This is a genomic window from Candidatus Ozemobacteraceae bacterium (assembly GCA_035373905.1).
GTDB lineage: Bacteria > Muiribacteriota > Ozemobacteria > Ozemobacterales > Ozemobacteraceae > MWAR01.
On sequence record DAOSOK010000056.1, the window covers coordinates 1 to 21,621 of the forward strand.

The following is a 21,621-nucleotide window of genomic DNA, read 5'->3' on the forward strand; positions in this document are numbered from 1 at the left end:
CCGTCGACGGCCACGAAGCCGGCTTCGGTCGTCATCGCTTCTTTGAGGACGAACCGGTCGAACAGTTTGAGCTTCGGCCCGAGGTTGTACAGGACGACGATCATGACGATCGAGAGGGCCGTGATTTTCGCGATGGCATAGACAGCGGTATAAATGCCGCCGAAGGTGATGACCAGGCCGGCGCACATGGCGCCGATGCCGGCGATCCCGGTGACGCCGAAGCCCGGGATGACGAAGATTTCGGCCAGCAGGAGGAGGAGACCGATGCCGAACAGCAGGACGGCCTCGAAGCCGGCCATATAGGCGAACAGATGGCCGCCGAAAAAGAGGGCGAAGCAGAGAAGGCCGAACCAGCCCAGCAGACCCCACCCGAATACCAGGAACTCGAGGACCAGGCACCAGAAGCCGATCGTGAACAGCAGGACCGAGACGTTGGGATGCGTCAGCCACCGCGCGATCGTCTCGCCCGACGTCGGTTCGGCGCGCTCGATCGTGGCCTGTTCCAGGTTCAGTCTTCGAAGGACGCCGTCGAGAGAGGTGACCACGGCATCGCAGAACCCGTGCTGGAGGGCGCTTTCGCTCGTCAGCGTGAGAATTTCGCCGCGCTTCCGGAGGCCGGGGATGGCGTCGACGTCCTTGTCGACCATCGAGGCGGCAAGGGTTTTCGGCCGCTTCCGCGCCTCGGCGGCGGATTCGAACTCGCCCCGGAACGCCGACACGAACTTGGCTTCGGCGGCCTGGATCGAGGCGCCCATGATCTTGATCGGAGTCGCGGCGCCCATCTCGGTGCCGGGCTCCATGAAAATGCGATGGCAGGAGATCGTGATGAGGGCGGCCGCGGAAAGCGCCCGGCCCTTGACGTAGCCGACGGTCGTGACGCCGCTTCGCAGAAGCGCGTCTTTCATCTCCTGCGCCGCGTCGACGAGGCCGCCGTTCGAGTTGATCTCGAGAATGACGGCCTTGACGTTCTCGCGCCCGGCCCGGCGGATCATTCGCTGCAGAAAGAAGGAAAGCCCGCTGTCGATGTCGCCCGTAATGGGTACGACCAGGACGGTTTCGCCTTTTCCCGACGTCGTCGTCTGGGCGGCGGCCGGGAAGACGGTGAACGCAAGAGCGATGAAAAGAAGAGACAGCAAACCCGCGAGACGGTACAGCCGCCCCGCGGGTCGATTCTCGGTGATGTATATCACGTCGATTACTTCCGCCGCCGCTGCTTGCGCCGGGCTTCGGCCGCCTTGCGCTTCGCTTTCTCGCTGGGCTTCTCGTAGGCGCGCCGCCGCTTGATTTCCTTGATGATGCCGGCCTCCTGGCACTTCTTCTGGAAGCGCTTCAGGGCTTTCTCCAACGGTTCATCCTTCAGAACTCGAACTTCTGCCATATCCTTTCACCCCCCTCCCTGTCGTCGTTTTCACGAGGGGAACATCGTTTCTCCGTCATCAACCCGGCGGCCACTGCATCTGCCGCTTGCCGAGAACATGAAAATGGATGTGACCCACCGATTGTCCACCGTGTTCACCGTGGTTCGTGACGACCCTGAAGCCCTGCTCGAGGCCGAGCTTCGAGGCGACCTGCTGGATGCTCCGGAACACCGGGGCCAGGACCTGGCCGTCGGCCGCGCCCGGCTCGACGAGGCTCGCGATATGCCTGCGCGGTACCGCGAGAACGTGAACCGGTGCCTGCGGATGAAGATCGCGAAACACGACCACGTCGGCATCCTGATACACGACGTCGGCCGGGATCTCGCCCTTCGCAATCCTGCAGAAAATACACGTATCCATAGGTGAAATGCCATACTACCGCATCATCCCCTCCATGTCAACATTCCCGTCACCGGGTCGCGGATTCCCTTCTGGGAACGCACAACGATCACTCGCATACTCAATACCCGTTCGTGCTGAGCCTGTCGAAGCACGAATGCTCTCGAAAAATGTTTTTGAAAAATCCGCTTGACTCGGTACACGCGTTTTGGTAATATAGCCGTATCGCAACGGACGATAACCGGGGCGTGGCGCAGTTGGTAGCGCATCTGGTTTGGGACCAGAGGGCCGCTGGTTCGAGTCCAGTCGCCCCGATTGCTGGAAAATGCGGGAATAGCTCAGTTGGTAGAGCGCCACCTTGCCAAGGTGGATGTCGCGGGTTCAAGTCCCGTTTCCCGCTCTGATCGAAGGCCTTTGGCCGTGAGCGCCTGTAGCTCAGGTGGATAGAGCAACAGCCTTCTAAGCTGTGGGCCAGAGGTTCGAGTCCTCTCAGGCGCGCCGTTCGGTGTCCTGAAGGGTTTTGGCTACGATGGACAGAGTAGCACAATGGTAGTGCACTAGATTGTGGATCTAGCCGTTGCGGGTTCGAGCCCCGTCTCTGTCCCCACCAAAGTAAGCAGGCGCTTGTAGCTCAATTGGATAGAGCAACGGACTTCGGATCCGTAGGCTGAGGGTTCGAATCCTTCCAGGCGCGTATTCGGGCCGTTAGCTCAGAGGCAGAGCACCTGCCTTTTAAGCAGGGAGTCGTTGGTTCGAGTCCAACACGGCTCATCGTTCAATCCTTGGCAATAACACTTCGGCAACGAAGTGTTCGGGCCGTTAGCTCAGCTGGTAGAGCAGCTGACTCTTAATCAGCGGGTCGCAGGTTCGAGTCCTGCACGGCCCACCCGCAAATCCCCGGTGTGCAGACACCGGGGATTTGTTTTTTCCGCCGGTAGCTGGTATGCTTTTACGCAAGAATCCTGATACATCCCTGACGCAGAACGAGGTATATCCATGCGTGCCACGCGCTTCCTGCAGGCCGCTCTTGCCCTGATTCTCTTCGTATCGCCCGCCGTACTGGCCGCAAATGCCAAGCTGCATGTCGACGTCGGTCTGAACCATTTCTACAAAAAGCGGTATCTCGAAGCGTTCAAGGAGTTTCAGACCGCGGCCGAGATCGATCCGAAGTCCGCCGAGGCCCGGTATAACATGGGTCGTGTCTACAAAATCCAGGGGTTTCTCAAGGAAGCCGCGCTCGAGTTCCAAGCTGCGGTCGCGCTCGATCCGAATTACCTCGCCGCGCGTCGCGAGCTCGACGCGATCAAAAGCTACCTGAAACAGGACGTTTCGGCCGCCCTCAAGATCCAGGGCCAAGAAGAAGCCCTTCGCCAGCGCGTGCAGGACGTCGGTACCAATACGGCTGAGAAGCGTGCCCAGGAGCTCCTCCGGCAGGGAAAAAACGAAGCGGCGCTCCAGGCCTTCGTCGAGGCCGTCCGAAGCGACCCGTATAATGCCCGCCTGCATAAAATGGTGGGATTTCTGAGTTTCAAACAGGGCCAGTATGGCACGGCGCTTTCCGCCTACGAGCAGGCGAAGCGCCAAGCCCCCGACGATCCCGAGATCGACTACGCGCTGGGCCTGATTCACCTTCGCACACAGAATTACGAAAAGGCCGTCACCATGCTCGAGCGCGCCCTTTCCGCGACGCCGAACATGATCAAGGCGATCTACGCGCTCGGCGAAGCCTACGAAGGCCTCGGCCGGTATGAAGACGCGACGTTCCAGTTCCGCAAATGCCTCTCGATCGACCCTAATCTGAAGGAAGCACAGAACCGGCTCAGCGACCTTGCGAGCCGTCTCAGTTACTCGTATTTCTCCCGCGGCACGTATTACTACCAGCAGGGCGAGTTCGAAAAAGCCGAGGCGCTGCTTTCCCTGGCCCGGCAGTACGGCGCCCTGACGCCGGACCAGCGTCGTCAGGTCGAAGAGATGACCGGGGCCGCCCGATACTGGGTGGGCAAGAAAAAGGCCGAGGAGGCCGAAAAGGCCGTTCGGCGTGAGATCACGTCCAACGCGTATATCAGCAAGCCCATCAGTATCGGAGACGTCGTCCGGAACCCGGCGGGGTATATCGGCCAGGCCGTCGAGTGGGAGGGGAAAGCTGTGTATGCCGATGAGTCGCGGGGGCGCGAGCGGTATTTCGTGAACATGAACGGGAGCGTGAATCCCGATTCCAACATGGATTACACGTTTGGCATCGTGTTCCCGAAAGACCTGCCGAAGGATCCGCGCGTCAGCGTCTATTCCGTGATCCGGGTCAAGGGCAAGATCATCAAGCTGGAAAAGCTGCTGAACACGTTCACCACAGTCCAAAGCTCGCGCCCGCAGCCGATTATCGAGGCATCCGAGGTTTCCTTCCAGCGCGAAAGCTACCCCGAGGCATTAAATATTCGATACTATTGATATCGGCGGAACGACACGGTTTTCGACCGGCTGTGTGCTGGGTCTGTGTCGTTGCGGGCGAGCTGATACCGGGAAATCTCCCCCAGGTCGTGTCGCGTGAATCCGTCAGCCTCATACAGAGCCGGGTTCCAGGTGTCGGCGTTGCCGCACTCACCGCCTTCTGCCTCCCCGATGAGAAGGTATTCTTTCACCGAAGGGTGTTGGCGGATCAGATACGTCCAGTCCCCGATCGGCATCCAGGACCAGATCACGAGCTCCGGATCGTATTTCTGAAGGGCTGAGGCGAGATCCAGCCGCTCGACCGGAAACACCGTCTCGATGTTCCACGAGCCGTTGTCGGTCGCGATGATGCGGATCTGGCGGGGGTGCTCGCCTTTTTCCCGGCGGCGGCGGAACACCCGGTGGATTGCTTCGCTCAGATACCGCGACAGCCGCCCGTCCCCCGCTCCGGCCTCGAGAATCCGCGACCAGCCTGAATCGACGATATACGCTGCGAGGGCGTTCACGTGGGTGCGGTTGAACACCTCGAACACCGGCCGCGTTTTGTGGATGAACAGCTCGTTCCGCTGTTCTTGCGAAAGCGCGCAAAATGCCCGGCACGCCTCCTCATACGAAGGAAACGCCTCACGCCGGAGAATGCTGATCGGATCGTTGGCTGCCATGACCTTCTGAATATACGACACCAAGGCGCTCTTGGGAACGTCTGACATCTTCCGATGAAAACAGCCGGGAGCATTTGTGCCCCCGGCTGTCTGTGAATCGGGAAGAGACTCTTACGGCTGCTGAGCCGCCGCTTTTGTCATCGTGATGGTGCCGCTCGGTGTGTCGTTCCCAGGCGCGTCCGTCTCTGACTCGATCGTCCCAGAGAAGGTGCTTCCGGAAAGAGTGCCAAAGAACCGAACTTGTGTGGTAAATCCGTCTTTCAAGAATTTCGCGTAACCGGCAACTTTTCCACCCTCGGAAACGACGAACCCGTTTCCAGCGACGAACGGCGGGAGAGAATCCTGCTGAGGCCAGTAGAATGCCTGAATGAGACCGTTGGAATCGATGACGACGGTGAATTGATCCATCGAGGCGCCGTTCTGAGCCGTTCCGTTCCAAGTGCCGGCACAAACCGAATTGTTGCTCACCTTGGTGGCAGCTCCCGTTTCCTCCAAGGCGCCGAGATGATTGCGTTCCTCATAGGTGGCGGCAGTTTCGCTGGTCATCGTGGCGGTCACGTTGATCGTCGTTTCCGGCGTGAGCAGCTGCATTTGCAGCCTGCCGGTCGACAGCACCGAGTAGTTGCCACTGCTGAATCCAAACATGCTCGTGTGGGTCACATGCCCGTTGAGATCAGCGTGGAAGGCGGCATACTCGTTATTTCCGCTGGGATCCAGGAGCCACCAGCCGTGAAGGGCTTCGTTCGAGAAAACGTTTGTGACCAGAGCGGCTGCGCTGTCGGCAGCGTTGTCGAAGGATGATAGCAGGGCATTGTCGAGGTTGTCCGCATTGGCCCAGAAAGTGTTCTGGATGGTTGCCCCAAGTGTGGTGATACTGGCGATGCCGTTTGGTGTCAGATGCTCGAGGAAATTTTCGTAGCTGTTGTTTACGCGATTGTTTTCCTGCCACTGAGAGAATACCAGAGCGCCGGCTGTTGTCGAGGCATTCACGGTCATCGGGACGACATCACCCTCCGCGAGACTCTTGTCGACAAGCATCCCTTTCAGCATCGGGATAGCGTTATTCCCGCGAACCAGCTCGACAAGATATTCCGAACCAGCGATTGGAAGGGAGGCGGTTCCGATGACCTGGGTATTTGAGGTGGAGGTAGCGACATCGACGAAGATCGGTGTGCCGGCCGTTCCGTTTGTATAGGGAGTGATCCTGAATTGGAGTTTCTCGGCGGTAATGCTGATTGCACCAGCGGCTTGTCCTCTCACAGCAGCAGCGAACGGAACAGAGCCAACACCACCGGCTCCCCCCGTTGTGGCAACAATGGCGATCACAAATGCAGCGCCAAGGAGAGTGCTGAGGCCGCCGCCGCCGCCGCCGCAGCCGGCGACGACGATCATGGCGCCGATCAGGGAGACGCCGAGCATGAGACACAGGAGCTTCCTCATTTTGGATATTCCTCCACAACCTTCGAATTTTCTTGTGACCGGGAATTGAAGAACGCCCGTGAGGATAACACACTTTGACGCCTGATGCAAGCGCCGGCACCGGGGGAATGCCCGCCATCCCGGCTTCCAGAGCCGTTTCCGACCTGTTCGTCGCTCATGCCGGGAGAGCGTCGGCGCGTTCGATCTTTGGACAGGGTGTGCAGAAAATTGGCAGTTCGGGAGTTGCGAGGAACTGCCGATACTTCTTTGTACCGCATTCGGAGCTGATATTCTGAACCGTCCGTGGATGGCATGAATATTGCTTCCTTGATGCGTTCACAACGTCCGGAGCAACTCGTCAGAGCAAACCGTCCGGCAGCTTTACCGATCTGATGGAGGATCCATCCCCATGTTCCGCAGTGTTTCGATTGTTTGTTTTGTCATCGTTTGTCTGTTCAGCTTTTTGGCAGCGCCGGTTTCGGCCCAGGGCTACAACGACCTCGAGCTGGCCCCGGTCAGCGCCCCCCAGGGTTTCGAAAACAGTGTCAGCTTCGAAGTCGCCTATTTCCAGAAGGTGAATGGCCAGAAGTTTGAAGTGTTTCCGCCGCGCGCCGAGAAGGAAAAAGACCTCGATCTGATCATGGCCCAGGTCGTCCGCCATGTCATCGACACCGAATACAACGCCAAGGGCCGCTACCTCGATGAGACGACCCTCAACGACTCGACCCCCCAGGAGATCCAGCATCTCGTCTCGACCGACTTCATCAGCCAAGCCTGGGGCAAGTCCGGACAGAAGGAAATCGCTCATTACCTCCAGCAGCACAGCAACTTCCTCAAGCTGTTCCGGCTCGATGCCTATCTCGACTACGCCGATGACAAGGGCAGCTTCTTCAGCGGCCTCGACACGAACCCCGTCCTGTTCCGCTTCGGCCAGGAGCGCGGCCGCGACGTCGTGACGATCGTCTTCGTCAACCAATCCGCCGAGTAATCCCCCGAAAAAACACCGGCCGGATCCCGCCCCAGAACGGCGGATCCGGCCGGTTTCGTTTTCCGACCGATCAGTTCGTGGAAGCGGCGCGCGCGCCCCCGCTGCTTTCGCGCTCTTCGGTGGTTTTGCGAAGATAATAGTCGTAATCGCCCTCGTAGGATTTCAGGGCGCCGTGGTCGATCTCGAACACCCGGTTCACGAGATGATGCAGGAAATACCGGTCGTGGCTGACGATCAGAACCGTTCCGTCGAAATTCTGCAGGGCCTCGAGAAGCACTTCGCGGCTGGCGATGTCGAGGTGGTTGGTCGGCTCGTCGAGCACGAGGAAGTTCACCGGCTGGGCCAGCAGGCAGGCGAGCATGACACGGGTCTTCTCCCCGCCCGACAGGATCGAAACCTTCTTGTCGGAATCGTCGCCCGAGAACTGGAAGGCGCCGAGCAGATTCTTGATATACCCGACACTGGCCAGGGGAAGCCGTTCCTGGAGCTCCTCGAACACGGTGTGCTCGGGCTTGAGCACGTCGCAGGAATACTGGCTGAAATACCCGAGCTGGACGCCCGCGCCCAGACTGCACGTGCCGCCCGTCGCCTCGGTCTGCTGGCTCACGATCTTGAGAAAGGTGGATTTGCCGGCGCCGTTGACGCCGGTGACGGCGATCTTGTTGCACCGCACCACCGTTCCGGTGACGCCCGAAAAGACCGGCACCGACCTCCCGTCCGGAAGCGGCCAGGCTTTCGCCAGATCCCTGAAGCTCGCGACGATGTCGCCGCTGCGCTTCGAAGGCGGAAACTCGAACTTGATGACCTTGGGATCGGGCGGCACGACGATCCGCTCGATCTTCTCGATCGTCTTCACCCGCGACTGGACCTGGGCTGCATGGGAAGCGCGGGCTGCGAAGCGGGCGATGAACTCCTCTTCCTTCGCGAGCATGGCCTGCTGCCGCTTCTGAGCCGCGAGAAGCTGCTCGCGCCGGATCACCCGTTCCCGCAGGTAGAAATCATAGTCGCCGCTATAGGTGGTGATCGTTTCGCCCGCGACCTCGATGGTGCGGTTGCAGATGCGCGTCATGAACTCCCGGTCGTGGCAGGTCATCACCAGAGAGCCCTTGAACTCTTTCAGCCAGCCCTCGAGCCAGAGGATCGACTCGATGTCGAGGTGGTTGGTCGGTTCGTCGATCAGCAGCACGTCCGGGTTCAGCAGCAGGATGCGGGCGAGGGCGATGCGCATCTTCCAGCCGCCCGAAAAGGCCTCGACGGGCTGTTCCCAGCGGTCGGGGCCGATACCCAGGCCATTCAGGATCGTCTGCGCATGTGTTTCCTTCTCATACCCGCCCAAATGCATGAACTCTTCCTGGATCTTGCCGTAGCGCGCCATTGCGGCATCGTCGAAGCCCCCGTCGGGGTCGGCCATCCGGTGCTCGAGTTCGTGAAGCTCTTTCCCGAGTTTGTAGACCCTTCCGGCGCCGGCCAGCACCTCTTCGAGGGCGGAGCGGCCCGACATTTCGCCCACCGTCTGCGAGAAATACCCGACGACGATGCCGGGAAGCACCGACACTTCCCCTTCGTCTGGTTTTTCCTCGCCCGTGATCAGGCGGAACACCGTGGTCTTGCCGGCGCCGTTGGGGCCGACGAGGCCGATCTTGTCTCCCGGCCGAACCAGGAAGCCCGCGTTCTGGAACAGGGTGCGCTTGCCGTACGCAATCTTGACGTTCGAAAGATTGATCATGCTTGTCTCGTGCTATATATAATATTCTATATAAATTTCCGTCGCGATGCGTTCCTGACGCACTACCGGCCGATCAGGGCGTCTTTCGGACCAGGACCCAGACCGTGCCGTGGCTGCCGGCTCTTCCGCAGGGAGGGAAGATGTCGGCCTTCTTGAATGTCTTCGTCGCTTCGGGGTGGGTCTGGCACTTGTAAATACCGCCGATGACGCATCTGTCTCCCGTTTTTCCGGTCATGAATGTTCCTTTGGTGCGCAATTTCCATTGTTCGATGGTTCATGACATGATATCACATTCGTGACATGCATATTCCGATGATATCCCGCGAAACCCGTATCGTATCCGATGTTGCGCGGCGGATGGCGTTGGCCGGCGCAATCGTTTTCCTGAGCCTGTTTTCCGGCGGCTGCATAGGAACGTTCATGGGCAAAGCTCCCCTCCAACACTGGCGAGATCTGCGAAGCCTCGAGTCCTCGATGACCCGGAGCGGGATCGGAAAGACGCTTGTCGAACTGACGGCGCCCGAACTGGTGCCGTCGCCGCAACATCTCACGGCCGGTTTGAGGGTGCCTGCCCAGTATCCTGCCTTGATGCCGGCCTTGGGCGAATCTTCGAGATTTGCTTCGGATGCGTTCAGTCTGCGCGTGCTGACGGCAAACCTGCACCTTCTGCCGCCGCCGTTCGCGGCCGACCATGAGGCGCGCCTGGACGGATTCGCCCGGATCGTTCGCGGCAGAAATCCCGACCTGGTGCTCCTGCAGGAGGTCTGGCTCGAGCGGTATCTGACCGGGCTCCGCCGCAGGCTGCCGGAGTATGCCGCTTTCGCCCCGGAACCCCGGGTCGGCAACCCCACGGGGCTCGTCATCCTCTCCAGGCTTCCGCATGCCGACGCCCGCTACCGGATGTTTCCCGTCCGCCTCGATTTCAATCTCGAAGAAAAACTGGCGCGGAAAGGTTTTCTGGCGGTGACATGCTCCGCCGGCCCCGTTCCCTTCAGGGTCGTCACGGCGCACCTCTACGCCCACAAGGGCGATCTCGAGTTCAGCTTCACGCAGGCCCAGTTCCAGGTCTTGAAGGATTTCTGCGGAACGATGGCGGAGCCGGTCATTCTTGGCGGCGACATGAACCTGGAGCCCGAGGCCTTGTTTCCGCTGGTCGGAGGCGTGTTTGCGATCGAGCCCGACGGCGGGCGGACGGCCGTCCGGGGCCCACCCGGCCGGCGCATCGATTACGTGATGGCCCGCTCTTCTCTCGACTGGGAGCTCTCGATCCGGTCCGAGGTCGTGACGGAACCGGTTGTATCGGATCATTTTCCCGTTTTTGCCGACGTCACGTTCAGGCAAAAAATGCGTTGAAATGTGGTAAAGTGGCTCTCAGCCATGAAACGAACATTGAATCTGGTCATCCTCGTTGCCGCGTTCATCAGCGGGATCAAGAGCTTCCCCTGGCTTTCGAAGCAGTTTCTGATCTTTTTCGGGCTCTGGATATGGGCGCTCATCCTCGACCTGAACTCCGCCGGCCGTTCCGGGAGCGAAAGCGAGCCTGCTCCCCGGAAGGAGGGAAAGGGCGGGCTGCCCGTTATCGCGGCACCCCAGGCGGAGACGTCCGTTCCCGAACGGGCCGGGTCCGGAGAAACGCCGGCGATATCCGGGCCGAAAACTCCGGAAGAAGCCGCCCGCGCCAAATTCCGCCTTTCCGCGGCCGCTCCTGAAAAGGCCGCTCATACGGTTTTCGGGCGCGAGTATGCCGCGTTCACGTTCGAATGGACCAACGTGTTCCTGAGAGTCATGACGCCTTCCGCCGACTGGGACGGCCGCATTCGCGGCGCTCTCGCGGAATACTGCGCGCTGACCGGCATCACTCAGGCGCAGATCTATGCAATCGATCCGTCGCGGCCGCAGACGATGGTTCTCGCGGCCCAGGTGCCGCCCCAGAGCAGGCCCGCAAAGAGGCCGAGCTTCGAGTACGCCGGCACCTCGTTCGAAAAGCTCGTCGCGGAAAGCGTGCAGGTCGTTCCCGATCCGAAGCGGCTCGACGTGATGCCGCCCGTTCCGACGAAAATCGCGTCGCCCCTGCTGCACGGAACGAAGCTGATCGGCCTCGTGAACGTCGAGGAGGCCCCGATGGGGCTGATCGATCCGCCGCTGGAGAAACTTTTTCTGTACCAGATCGGCCAGATTCTGGGCTGTATCGTCGGCGGCATGATGGATCAGGCCGGTCTCGAGGCGCGGAACCGGGAGCTCGAAGCCGAAGTGAAGAAGCTTTCGACGCACCAGCAGAAATTGCAGAACACCGCCGAGTTTCTCGACCAGGAGGTCGATCGCCAGTATTTCGAGAACATCGATCTCGCGAAAGACCGCGAACGCCTGGTGAACAGTTTCCAGAAGTTCGTCTCGCCCGTGCTCATCGAGCGCATCCGCAACGACCCGGAGGCGCTCCAGCCCGGCGGCAGCAAACAGCTCGTCACCGTGTTTTTCTCGGACATCCGCGGCTTCACCGAGATGAGCGAACGCATGGACCCCGCGCGGATCGTCGTTCAGCTCAACGAGTATTTCAACGCGATGACCGAGATCGTTCTCGCGTTCGGCGGCATGCTCGACAAATACGTCGGCGACGAGATCATGGCGCTTTTCGGCGCCCCCCTGCCGCTGCCCGACGCACCGGTTCGCGCCATCTACTGCGCTCTCGAAATGAAGGCCCGCCTCGGGATTCTCCATCGGAAATGGGCGAAAGAGGGCTTCCCCGAGTTCGCCGTCGGCTTCGGCATCACGATCGGCGAGGTGACGGCCGGCTTCATCGGCTCGGATAAAGTGCTTTCCTACACGGCGATCGGCGACACGGTCAACCTGGCGAGCCGCCTCTGCGCGAACGCGCAGTCCAGTGAGATTCTCATCAACAGCGACGTCGCGAAACTGGTGGGCGATGCGCTGAAACTCGAGGCCCTGCCGCCCCTGCTGGTGAAGGGAAAGGCCGAGCCGGTCGAAGTGTTCCGCGTGACCGGCCCGGGCCGCCTCCCCGACTTCCTGCCGCCCGGAGCGTTGATTGCAGGGGGGAGGGAGGCATCGAACGGTGAATGAACGGACGGATATGCCGCAGGTGCTGAGCGGCTGGCGCCGCGCGTGGCATGAGATCATCTTCGAGTCGGATACGCCCGCCGGTCGTGCGTTCGACATCATTCTCATTTTCTGCATTCTTGCCAGCTTCGGATTCGTCATGCTGGAAAGCATCGGCTCGATCAGTATTGCCTACGGCGACGTTCTGCGCATCGGCGAATGGTTTTTCACGATCCTCTTCACGGTCGAATACGTCATGCGCCTGCTCTGCGTGATTCACCCATGGAAATACGCTCTCAGCCCTCTGGGAATGATCGACCTGCTTGCCGTCCTGCCGACGTATCTCGACGTCCTGTATCCAGGCGCCCACGTGCTGATCTCGCTTCGCGTTCTTCGCCTGCTTCGCATTTTCCGCATTCTCAAGCTGGCGCATTATCTCAAGGAAGCGACGGTCCTGACGGCTGCATTGAAGGCGAGCAAGGCGAAGATCACCGTCTTTCTTCTCGCCGTCTCCACGCTCGTCACGATCATCGGCTCCGTCATGTACGTCATCGAGGGGCCTGAACGCGGCTTCACGAGCATTCCTGTCAGCATCTACTGGGCGATCGTGACGATGACGACCGTCGGCTTCGGCGACATCACCCCGAAAACCCCTCTGGGCCAGTTGTTCGCCGGCATGGTCATGATTCTCGGCTACGGCATCATCGCCGTTCCGACCGGCATCGTCACGGCCGAAATGACCCGCGCGGCGCGGAATGCGTCGGAACCGGTCAGCACCCAGTGCTGCATGGCCTGTTCCGCCGAAGGCCACGACGCCGACGCGAAATACTGCAAATACTGCGGCTCCCCTCTGTTCTGATCGTCTCGGAGGGAACGCGACAATGTGCTCGCATACTCGATACCGTTCGTGCTGAGGTATCGAGGCACGCAATGCCTCGAGCGACTGTTCGTATCCCGTTCAACAGACGGAGAAGGCGGGTGCCGAGTCGTTCGTGTCTTCGCGGATACGGCATCGTGCCGAGAAAAAAGGCCGTCACCGGGTGGTGACGGCCCTTCGAACGGGTTCGGTCAGGGGATCAGGCGATCCGCTCCTTGCCCTGCTTGATCAGCTTGGCGAGCAGGCCGTGAACGTCCTTGAAGCGGCTGGTGAGGATCATCGCGGCGATGACGTAAGGCTTGTAGCCGGCTTCCTTGTAGGTCTCGATGCGGTAGCGGTCGAACACGCTGGCGGCGACTTCGCCGGCCTGGCAGGAGACGTCGGTGATGTCGGCGGGCAGGCAGTGCATGTAGAGCGCCTTGCCCTTCTTGGTGAGCTTCATCATCGCCTCGGTGCACTCCCAGTCCTTGAACTTCGCATTGTTGGCGAGGCACTGCTTCTCGAGGGCCTTGAGGCCGTCGTGGTCCTTCTTGCGGAGCAGTTCGGTGCGCTTGCCCATGACGGCGAACGGCGCCCAGCTCTTCGGATACACGATATCGGCGTTCTTGAAGGCTTCCTTCATGCTGGTGCATTCGGTGAACGAGCCGCCGCTCTCCTTCGCGTTCTTCTTGGCGACCTTGATGACGTCGGGAATGAGGCCGTAGCCCTCGGGGTGCGCCAGGGCGACGTCCATGCCGAAACGGGTCATCAGGCCGATGATGCCCTGCGGCACGGAAAGGGGCTTTCCATAGCTGGGCGAATACGCCCAGGTCATCGCGATCTTCTTGCCCTTCAGCTTGTCGAGGCCGCCGAAATGCTCTTTGAGCCAGGCCAGGTCGGCCATCGCCTGCGTCGGGTGGTCGATGTCGCACTGGAGGTTCACGACCGCCGGCCGCTGGGGCAGAACCTCGCGCTTGAACCCGTCGTCGAGGGCCTCGCCGACTTCGCGCATGTAGGTGTTGCCGGCGCCGAGATACATATCATCGCGAATACCAACGACTTCCGACAGGAAGGAGATCATGTTGGCGGTCTCGCGTACGGTCTCGCCGTGGGCGATTTGCGACTTGCCCTCGTCGAGGTCCTGAACGGCGAGGCCGAGCAGGTTACAGGCCGAGGCGAACGAGAAGCGGGTGCGGGTCGAGTTGTCGCGGAACAGGGAGACGGCAAGGCCGGAGTCGAAGCACCGGGCCGAGATGTTTTCCCTGCGCATGAGTTTCAGCAGATCGGCGATCGCGAGGATCTGCTTGAGTTCGTCGACGGACTTCTCCCAGGTCAGCAGAAAATCCTTCCCGAACATCTTGCTCTTGTAGCTCTTGATCTCTTTCAACAGGGAATTCAAATCAGACATTGGTCTCCATTCCTTTTTTTCATGTATTTCCGTACACGCCGAACCAAAGGTTCGGCCGCAGGGACAAGTGATTATATCCAACGCCCGGAGAATCTACAACATCCGAGGTGGACCTCATGGGATATCGTCAGGTCGACTCACCCGCCGAAGAGGTATTTCATGAAGGGAGCTTCAGACGATTGCCGGAGCGCATGACGAGACCGTCGGCGACGAGACGGCCGATCATCGCGTCGAGCCATGCCCGGTCGTTCGCTGGTTCGAACGACGGATCGATGCGAGGTCCGAGATCGGCGACGGCAAGTCCGGTCGGTGCTTCGCGAACGAGGCTCAGAATGCGGCCGCGAAAGATGCGGTCGGGGTGTGGCTTGTTGCGGTGCTTGCGCTCGCGGCTCGCGGGATATGTCCTGTCTGGCGCCGCATGCGTTCCTTCGAGAAAACCGGCGCAGGCAGGGCATTCCCGGCCGAGAGGGCATGTCGCGCAGAGAGGCTTCTTGAGGCAGACCAGGCTGGCGAGATCGAACAGCGCCTGCACGAGGTCGTCGAACCGGCGCGAGCCACGCAGAACTTCCGCCAGGCGGGGTCTGAGCTTCCCGTCATCACGGGGCTCGGGAAACGGCTCTCCCAGGAGCAATCGCGCGCCGGCCCGCCGGATGTTGGTGTCGATCGGAACCGCAAGCTTTTTCAGGGAAAAGACGGTCATGGCCGCTGCGGTGTACGGGCCGATGCCCTTCAGGCGGAGCCAATCTTCTTCGCTGTCAGGCAGGCCGTGCTCGACCACCTGCCGCGCGATCTCCTGCAGCGCGAGAGCGCGCCGGTTGTAGCCGAGGCCGGCCCAGGCGCGGATCACCTCCGCCGTTCCCGCCCGGGCGAGCGCCTGCCAGTCCGGGAACGCCTCGAGCCACCGGCGATACGCCGGCACGACGCGCGGAACCTGCGTCTGTTGCAACATGATCTCGCTGACGAGAATCTCGTAGGCGTCGTTCGTCCGGCGCCACGGCAGATCCCGGCCGGAGGCGTCATACCAATCGAGAAGAAGGCGGGCCGTCTTTGTTCGAGCCGTTTCGATCATGATCGATTCCCGCATGGCACGAGCCGGTTCCGCGTTTCCGTTCGTGCTGAGCCTGTCGAAGCACAAGAACGTTTTCGCCCTTCGACAGGCTCAGGGCGAGCGGTTGCATCACATGCCGCGGAAGGCACGTCGTTAATCCTGCACGTGATAGGTCAGCAATACGACGTCTTTGGGCAGGACGGTCTGCCGGAACTCCTGCTCTGCGCCCTTCTCGTAGATCGGATACCACCAGCCGGCGTCGGCAGGGATTTCGGCCGTTTTCCTGGACTCGGCGAATCCTTTGAGAAGCGCTTCGAGCCGCTGGGGCGTTGAATAATCATTGCTATAGCTGACGAGGGCGACCACCCCTTCGGGATCATTCTCGACGGAAAAGAGCGCTTTGGCGGGTTTTCCGAGCCGCTCCAGTTCGTCTTTTTTCAGAACCAGCAGAGGTGCGATTCCGCCTTCTCTGACGTCGAGCACCCGCACGCTTTTGAGTTTGCTTTTTTCGATTTCGACGAAGTCCGTATCCAGCGCGCCCATGAACGAGTTGCGCTCGATCTGGTCGCACATGACGTTCTGTCCGAGTTCGGGTTTGTATCGGAGTTCGTGAATTTCCCTGAATACGCCGATTCCTGTCTGGGACGCCTCGGACCCGGCGCCATCGGCTTCCCGGACGAACTTTTTCAGAAAGAACTCGCCGTTCACCGGTTCCTCCCGCATCGAACCGTCGCCGTCCATCTCGGCAAAGGTCCAGGCTTCGGCTGCGGTTGTGCCGCCCTCGTCCGGCGAGGCGATCTGAACGAAGCCTCCGAACACGTAGCCCTCGAGGTCGCCGGCTTTCACCTTGAACCAGGGAGCCTTTTTCCCTTCGATCTCGACCTGGTCGCCATCCCTGGAGAGAACGGCCAGAGGGGTGGCGTCCGGAAGTTTCTTCACGGCCTTCCCTTTTGCCGAAGGAGCGTCGCGGAGATTGACGCCCGAGGGGGCGGCGACGAACCCGGCGAGGGCCGGCGCTTTGAACACACCGTAGGAGCATGTTTCGTAATACCCGGTGATCTTTGCGCCGTCGGTCGTCTCGAATTCGCACTTCAGATACCAGCAGGCTCCCGTCGATGCGGAGAGCGCTCCGCAAATCCCGATGAAGGCGATGCAGAGAAGAACCTGAAGAGAGCGAAGGCGGGATCTTCCACCGGAAAGGTTGTTCATGCTGATTCTCTTTTCACAGGAAGATGGTTCGAACGATCAGTATTTGCCGATGCTCTGGAGGAAGCGCATGCGGGTGACGTCGGGGGAGGTGCCATGCAGGGCTTCGTAGGAGTAGTCGGACGGATCGCCGGGTTTCAGCGACGGCAGGAGGTGAAGCCGGAGGGTTTCCTTGCTCCAGGAAGTGGAAAATGTCGTTTTCACGACGTATTTCACCTGGATCTCGCGTGAGCCCAGCGCGTCGAAACGCTTTCTGGACATCGTTCCGGCGTAGTGCCGGAGCCCGTTCTTCTGTTCGACGAATTTCAGCTGGCCCAGCGGCGCGCCGGTGCGGTCGAACACCTGCATCCGCTCGCCGACCTTTTTGCCGCGGTCGTTCATGAGGAGGGTGAACGTGAACGAGTCAGAGACGGCTTTCCTGTCGGAACGCGCGATCTGGTAAGCGATGCCGGGATTCTCGAAGCCGGCGTTCTCGTTCATGTTCTCGTTCCGCTCGACCAGGTTTCGTTGCTCCTTCTCGAACACGGTCTCTATGGCCTGCAGAGAGGTCATGCCGTCCTCGTTGGGATGCGCCCGCAGAAACGCCTGGAGGCACAGGGCCTGTCCGATGCGAGGGAAAAGAAGTTCGCGCTCGCTTCCGAGGGTCATCGTCCATGACAGGATTGAAGAATATAATTCGTTATATAATGACAAAATTCGGTTTTGGGCCGGGGTGAGAGTGAGCCGGCGCCGGGCCAGATTTCTTCGGATGGTTTCGTAGCCGGGGACGAGCGTGCGCTGGATGAGCGGGGGAACCAGGGGAGAGGTCAGGTTGCTGATCCGCAGGTCCTTTCCATACTCTTCCAGCGGCTGGACGATCTGGGAAAACTGCTGCTCGGAAACCGTTCCCGGCGTCGGCACCGGCGCCGGACGTTTCGCGGGCAGAGACTGCCACTGCTGCCCTGCCGCAGGAGCCGGAACAGCCTGCTGAGGTGCGCCGCAGGCATTGCAGAACCGGCTCTGGTCAGGCAGATTCACGCCGCACGAACCGCAGAACATGGCGTGCGCCGGCAACAGGGGCAGAAGAAGGAGCCCTGCGACGAGGACGAGGATGTTTCGCATGAGACGCTTCCCTTCGAGCAGATTCAGATCAGGGGCCGAATCCACTGGAACTTGCGGAGCCGGTTCAGCTTTTTCATCATCTCGGCGGAGGTGTGGTCTTCAGGACCGAACACGGTCCGGACGCTGCCGTCGGGTTGGAGGTCGATCTTGTACTCGAGGCACTCCTGGAACTGGCGTTCCATGCGCCGGGCGGTCATCTCGCCGAAGGGGAAGTCCTGGATGACGGCGACCACTTCCGAGTTCACCACGTCGCTGAGCGGGTCGAGGTTGTACGTGCCGACGACCGTGACCTGGCGGTCGAAGACGAAGGCCTTGGTGTGCAGGCAGGGGCTGCCTTTCGGGAAAACGAGGATCCTGGCCCCCGGCATCGTCGCGAGAAGACGCTTCCAGTCGTTCATGAAGAACGCCACGGTCGAGCCGTGGTTCGTCGATTCGCCGGAGTTGGTGTTGAGCACGATCTTCACGCCGCGCTTCGCGGCCCGGACGAGCGCCTTCTCGGCTTCCGAGGAGAGAACGACGTAGGCGTTCTGGATCAGGATCTCGTGCTTGCAGGCATCGATCATGCGGATCAGGCCGGGGCCGATATCTTCGCGCGTGCCGAGCATCGAGTGCTTGTCGAGAATCTTCACCGGCTTCAGCCGCTCGCCCCTGAACAGTTCGAAGGAAGCGTACGACGTGAGCTTTTTATACTTCACGATTTCCTTGTTGTAGATGTCGAGGTGCCGTTTCAGCCCGGCATCGAGGCCTTGCTCGGCGGGGAAGGTGCCGCGGCCCTGGATATACCGGCTCATGACCCGGTACGCCAGATCGAGCTTCGCTGTCTGGTCGCGGAGATTCATGAGGTCAGGTTTGACCGGGACGGTTCGGAGCATGTTCCATTCTTCGTCGAAGGCTTGCTGCAACTGCTTCACGACGTTCGATCCCTCGAGAACCAGATCCATGTCCCGGAACACGTTGTCGTGCTCGCCCATCTGGGCGAAGTAGTCTGCGCCGATGTTCCGGCCGCCCGTCATGGCGAGCTTTCCGTCGATGATGATGATCTTGTCGTGGTTCGACAGCAGAACCTGGCGGAGGTCCTGGAACACGTGCAGAAGGGAACGGCCGACGGGATTGTACAGGCGCACCTCGACGCCGGGCATGCGGGCGAGCTCCTCGAGTTCGTCGAAGTCGCCGATCTTGCGGACGCCGCGCAGGAAGCGCGCGTCGATCATCAGTTTCACCTTCACGCCTTCACGAGCCTTCTTCTGCAGCAGGCCGAGGAAGGACCAGCCGAAGATGTCGTTGTCGACGATGAAATACGTCGAGACGATCGAGGAACGCGCCGACTCCAGCATGTGCCAGCGCGCATACCAGGACTCTTCATTCCCGGTGAGCAGTCGGGTGCGTGCCAGAACGTTCGAATCCGCGGCCGGGAATGAGTTGAAGACGGCCTGAAGCGCGTTATTCCCCGGAAGCCGCTCGAAAGCCGACGAGGGCGTCGGAGTCATGACGATGCAGAGCAGAAGGGCGATTACCGACAACAGAACGGCGTCCGGCAGCGAAGGGTGGATTTTGGGGACGGCGTGAAGCGAACGGCGGGTCATCATCGGAATGTCTCCTTCCGTTTTCGGCGGTTATCGGGGGAATTGTACCGCAGTCCGGCCTGTTCGGGCAATGGACATGGTCGGTATTTCCTGCTATATCAGGCCTGAGGAAAAACACGCATCGGAGGATCTCTGCCATGGTTGACATCCCGTCTCGCTCTAATCCCTGCCTGTTGCTGGTTGTCGTTCTGGCCATGTTCGGAACGTTGCTTCCGGTGCCCGGCATCGCTGTCCAGACTTCTGGAAACACGGCGGGAGCCCTGGCTCTGCGCAAAGCCGCGATGACCGGTCAGGCGACGTGCCGCGACGTGCAGGCTCCCGAAGGTGTTTTCGTCAAGGTTTTCAACGATACCGTGGCCGAATGGGTCGCCCGGCCGCTGGATGCCGGATTGGTCGCCGAGATTCGCACCGCGCTCGCGCCGCATCTGCGCATCGAGCTGAACCCGCGCGGTTTCGCCCCCGCCGCCACCCGCACGACGGAAGGCGAGGCAGATTCGACCAACTACGACGCCATCTGGGTCCGCGACAACGTCTGGGTATATTATGCGCTGGCCCGCGATCCCGAGCGGCGTGCCGACGCCCGGCGCCTTCTGCTGGCCCTCTGGGACTACTACGCCACGCCGGCCCAGGTCGCGCGTTTCGAGGCCGTCATCGCCGACCCGGCGCTGGCCCTCGATCAGATGGCCATGCCGCACATCCGCTTCAACGGCGGGACTCCGAAACTCGACGACGTGATGGTGAACGGGCGGCCCGAGACTTGGAACCATCGCCAGATCGACGCTCACGGCCTCTTTTTCACCGCCCTCGCCGAGGCCGCGTCGGAAGGCCTTCTCGAGCCCGGCGATCTGACCCCGGCCCGGTTCCGTGTGCTCGTGCTGTATCCCCGGTTCCTCGAACGCATCTCGTTCGACACCTACGAAGACGCCGGGGCGTGGGAAGAACTGCCCCGGCGCAACACCAGCAGCATCGCCCTCGCGACCAGGTCTCTCCAGGCCTGGCGGGGCCTGCTCGATGCGAAGACGGGACCGGCGCGATCGTTCGGCGACGCCTTCCGGGCGCGCCTCGGCCGTCTCGGTCCCGACGCCCCCGCCGCGTGGGCCCCGTCGTTTCTCGCATCGCTCATCGATCGGGGAATGGAGCGCGTGAGGCACCAACTGCGCCTCGGCGGCGAATCGCCCGACTACGATCCTTCCGACATCCGCTTCCGGCAGGCGGACGCGGCGCTGCTCGTGCTGATCCAGCCTTCGCCCCTCGAAGGTCTCACGGAAAGCGAACAGCGCGCCGTTCTCCAGATCGTGCGGACGCTGGAGCGGCCCGCCGGGATTCTCCGGTACGATCTCGACAGCTACCAGGCAGGCAACTACTGGATCAAGCCGCCCGCCTCCGACGATCCCGCCGCGCCGGCCCTGACGGGCGACACCTCGTCGGATGCGGCGTTCCGGTGGCGCCTCTCGCAGTTGATGCCGGACACCGAGGCCCAGTGGTTCTTCGACAGCCTCTGTGCCCTCGCCAGGCTCCACCTGGCCGAGCGGACGGCCGACCCGGCGCTCCGTCGCCAGGACATCCATCGAGCCGCCGTCCATATCAAGCGCGCTCTGGGCCAGATCACCGGGTCCGCCCCCGCCGCCGACGGCATGCCGGTTCGCGAATGGCAGACTCCCGAAAGCATCAATACCGTCGTCCTGTACGGCCGCAGACTTCCTGTACCGTCGCCCATCACCCCGCTGAATTGGGCGAAAGCCGGACTGGATCTGGCTCTCCGTGAATATGAACGCATTGCCATCTCAAAAAAAGAATTGAAATAATTATAATTTTTCTGGCTATTCCGAGATATCTGTGTTACGATATGATTACTTCGATAGATTCATCCGTGTAAGTTACTCTGTGGTGCGTTCCGCGTGCGGTCCATTGTGGGGATTTGCTGAGGGTGTCGTTTCGGAGAACATATTCAGGAGGTTCCCAAATGGAACGTGGTACAGTGAAGTGGTTCAATGCTGACAAGGGTTACGGATTCATCACCCGCGAGAACGGCGAGAAGGATGCTTTCGTTCATCACCGGTCGATCACCGGCACCGGCTTCAAGACCCTCGACGAGGGCCAGGCCGTCCAGTTCGAGATCGAAGCCGGCCCCAAGGGTCCGCAGGCGACCAACGTCACCAAGATCTAATATCAACTGATATAAAAAAGGCCCCCGAAAGGGGGCCTTTTTTCACGTCGCATTTTCGGTATTTTCACGGGCGGGAACGCCCTCGCGAGAGTTGGCGTCTCTCCCCGGGCGCCGGTGAAATCCTATGCGTCTCATATGTCAGGCGGTTAGTACTACTCGTCTTGTATGTTCAGTTGGGGGTGTTAACGTAGATGTTGAATTTGG

19 protein-coding genes and 7 tRNA genes are annotated in these 21,621 nt (G+C 60.8%); 14 read left to right on the forward strand and 12 right to left on the reverse strand.

Annotated elements, in window-relative coordinates:
• The 3 genes from PLU72_18950 to PLU72_18960 form a co-directional block, all read right to left on the reverse strand.
• A partial coding sequence (locus PLU72_18950; protein HOT30265.1) for an ATP-dependent Clp protease proteolytic subunit occupies window positions 1–1,190 on the reverse strand: 1,190 nt, incomplete at its 3' end.
• A gap of 5 nt (window positions 1,191–1,195) precedes the next feature.
• Window positions 1,196–1,378 carry a 30S ribosomal protein S21 gene (rpsU, locus tag PLU72_18955; GenBank protein ID HOT30266.1) on the reverse strand — a complete coding sequence of 61 codons (183 nt, stop codon included), beginning with the start codon at window positions 1,376–1,378 and terminating at the stop codon, window positions 1,196–1,198.
• Window positions 1,379–1,436: 58 nt separating this feature from the next.
• The gene (locus tag PLU72_18960; protein ID HOT30267.1) at window positions 1,437–1,778 is read right to left on the reverse strand and encodes a histidine triad nucleotide-binding protein; all 342 of its coding nucleotides are present in this window, start codon (window positions 1,776–1,778) and stop codon (window positions 1,437–1,439) included.
• A 221-nt stretch (window positions 1,779–1,999) separates the two neighbouring features.
• Here PLU72_18960 and PLU72_18965 point away from each other — a divergent pair.
• The 8 genes from PLU72_18965 to PLU72_19000 all read left to right on the forward strand — a co-directional run bounded on the left by PLU72_18965 (window position 2,000) and on the right by PLU72_19000 (window position 4,202).
• Window positions 2,000–2,072 (forward strand) — tRNA-Pro (locus tag PLU72_18965).
• A gap of 12 nt (window positions 2,073–2,084) precedes the next feature.
• Window positions 2,085–2,157: transfer RNA gene (locus PLU72_18970), tRNA-Gly, on the forward strand.
• Between the two features lie 24 nt (window positions 2,158–2,181).
• Window positions 2,182–2,255, forward strand: a tRNA-Arg gene (locus PLU72_18975).
• Between the two features lie 34 nt (window positions 2,256–2,289).
• A tRNA-His gene (locus PLU72_18980) sits at window positions 2,290–2,364 on the forward strand.
• 13 nt (window positions 2,365–2,377) lie between these two features.
• Window positions 2,378–2,451: transfer RNA gene (locus PLU72_18985), tRNA-Arg, on the forward strand.
• 5 nt (window positions 2,452–2,456) lie between these two features.
• Window positions 2,457–2,528 (forward strand) — tRNA-Lys (locus tag PLU72_18990).
• Between the two features lie 42 nt (window positions 2,529–2,570).
• Window positions 2,571–2,643 (forward strand) — tRNA-Lys (locus tag PLU72_18995).
• 110 nt (window positions 2,644–2,753) lie between these two features.
• Window positions 2,754–4,202, forward strand: a complete 1,449-nt coding sequence (locus tag PLU72_19000) for a tetratricopeptide repeat protein (GenBank protein ID HOT30268.1) — start codon at window positions 2,754–2,756, stop codon at window positions 4,200–4,202.
• Here PLU72_19000 and PLU72_19005 read toward each other — a convergent pair.
• Both PLU72_19005 and PLU72_19010 read right to left on the reverse strand, forming a co-directional pair.
• Window positions 4,196–4,885, reverse strand: a complete 690-nt coding sequence (locus tag PLU72_19005) for a hypothetical protein (protein ID HOT30269.1) — start codon at window positions 4,883–4,885, stop codon at window positions 4,196–4,198. The two genes, PLU72_19000 and PLU72_19005, sit on opposite strands and share 7 nt — an antisense overlap.
• A gap of 90 nt (window positions 4,886–4,975) precedes the next feature.
• On the reverse strand, window positions 4,976–6,283 hold the full coding sequence (locus PLU72_19010; protein ID HOT30270.1) for a hypothetical protein: 1,308 nt from the start codon (window positions 6,281–6,283) through the stop codon (window positions 4,976–4,978).
• 409 nt (window positions 6,284–6,692) lie between these two features.
• On the opposite strand from PLU72_19010, the gene PLU72_19015 reads away from it, so the two are divergent.
• Entirely contained in the window at window positions 6,693–7,271 is a 579-nt protein-coding gene (locus PLU72_19015; protein ID HOT30271.1) for a hypothetical protein, read from the forward strand.
• A 70-nt stretch (window positions 7,272–7,341) separates the two neighbouring features.
• On the opposite strand, the gene PLU72_19020 is transcribed toward PLU72_19015, so the two are convergent.
• Entirely contained in the window at window positions 7,342–8,997 is a 1,656-nt protein-coding gene (locus PLU72_19020) for an ABC-F family ATP-binding cassette domain-containing protein (GenBank protein ID HOT30272.1), read from the reverse strand.
• Window positions 8,998–9,070: 73 nt separating this feature from the next.
• Window positions 9,071–9,232 (reverse strand): hypothetical protein, encoded by a 162-nt coding sequence (locus tag PLU72_19025; protein ID HOT30273.1) that lies wholly within the window; start codon window positions 9,230–9,232, stop codon window positions 9,071–9,073.
• Window positions 9,233–9,417: 185 nt separating this feature from the next.
• Here PLU72_19025 and PLU72_19030 point away from each other — a divergent pair, with 185 nt between their 5' ends.
• Genes PLU72_19030 through PLU72_19040 form a run of 3 tightly spaced genes read left to right on the forward strand, consistent with a single transcriptional unit; the run spans window position 9,418 to window position 12,907 of the window.
• Entirely contained in the window at window positions 9,418–10,350 is a 933-nt protein-coding gene (locus PLU72_19030) for an endonuclease/exonuclease/phosphatase family protein (GenBank protein ID HOT30274.1), read from the forward strand.
• Between the two features lie 24 nt (window positions 10,351–10,374).
• Window positions 10,375–12,072: an adenylate/guanylate cyclase domain-containing protein gene (locus PLU72_19035; GenBank protein ID HOT30275.1), complete on the forward strand. Its 1,698-nt coding sequence runs from the start codon at window positions 10,375–10,377 to the stop codon at window positions 12,070–12,072.
• Between the two features lie 10 nt (window positions 12,073–12,082).
• Window positions 12,083–12,907, forward strand: a complete 825-nt coding sequence (locus PLU72_19040; GenBank protein ID HOT30276.1) for an ion transporter — start codon at window positions 12,083–12,085, stop codon at window positions 12,905–12,907.
• Window positions 12,908–13,124: 217 nt separating this feature from the next.
• Here PLU72_19040 and ygeW read toward each other — a convergent pair whose 3' ends face one another.
• The 5 genes from ygeW to PLU72_19065 all read right to left on the reverse strand — a co-directional run bounded on the left by ygeW (window position 13,125) and on the right by PLU72_19065 (window position 19,253).
• Entirely contained in the window at window positions 13,125–14,312 is a 1,188-nt protein-coding gene (ygeW, locus tag PLU72_19045; GenBank protein HOT30277.1) for a knotted carbamoyltransferase YgeW, read from the reverse strand.
• A gap of 157 nt (window positions 14,313–14,469) precedes the next feature.
• The gene (locus PLU72_19050; protein HOT30278.1) at window positions 14,470–15,381 is read right to left on the reverse strand and encodes an A/G-specific adenine glycosylase; all 912 of its coding nucleotides are present in this window, start codon (window positions 15,379–15,381) and stop codon (window positions 14,470–14,472) included.
• A 132-nt stretch (window positions 15,382–15,513) separates the two neighbouring features.
• Window positions 15,514–16,569, reverse strand: a complete 1,056-nt coding sequence (locus PLU72_19055) for an SH3 domain-containing protein (GenBank protein HOT30279.1) — start codon at window positions 16,567–16,569, stop codon at window positions 15,514–15,516.
• Window positions 16,570–16,605: 36 nt separating this feature from the next.
• Window positions 16,606–17,667, reverse strand: a complete 1,062-nt coding sequence (locus tag PLU72_19060) for a zinc ribbon domain-containing protein (protein ID HOT30280.1) — start codon at window positions 17,665–17,667, stop codon at window positions 16,606–16,608.
• Between the two features lie 23 nt (window positions 17,668–17,690).
• Window positions 17,691–19,253: a phosphatidylserine/phosphatidylglycerophosphate/cardiolipin synthase family protein gene (locus PLU72_19065; GenBank protein HOT30281.1), complete on the reverse strand. Its 1,563-nt coding sequence runs from the start codon at window positions 19,251–19,253 to the stop codon at window positions 17,691–17,693.
• A gap of 134 nt (window positions 19,254–19,387) precedes the next feature.
• Here PLU72_19065 and PLU72_19070 point away from each other — a divergent pair, with 134 nt between their 5' ends.
• A complete protein-coding gene (locus tag PLU72_19070; protein HOT30282.1) occupies window positions 19,388–21,055 on the forward strand; it encodes a glycoside hydrolase family 15 protein in 1,668 nt (555 codons plus the stop codon).
• Window positions 21,056–21,213: 158 nt separating this feature from the next.
• The gene (locus tag PLU72_19075; protein HOT30283.1) at window positions 21,214–21,417 is read left to right on the forward strand and encodes a cold-shock protein; all 204 of its coding nucleotides are present in this window, start codon (window positions 21,214–21,216) and stop codon (window positions 21,415–21,417) included.
• The last annotated feature ends 204 nt before the right edge of the window (window positions 21,418–21,621 follow it).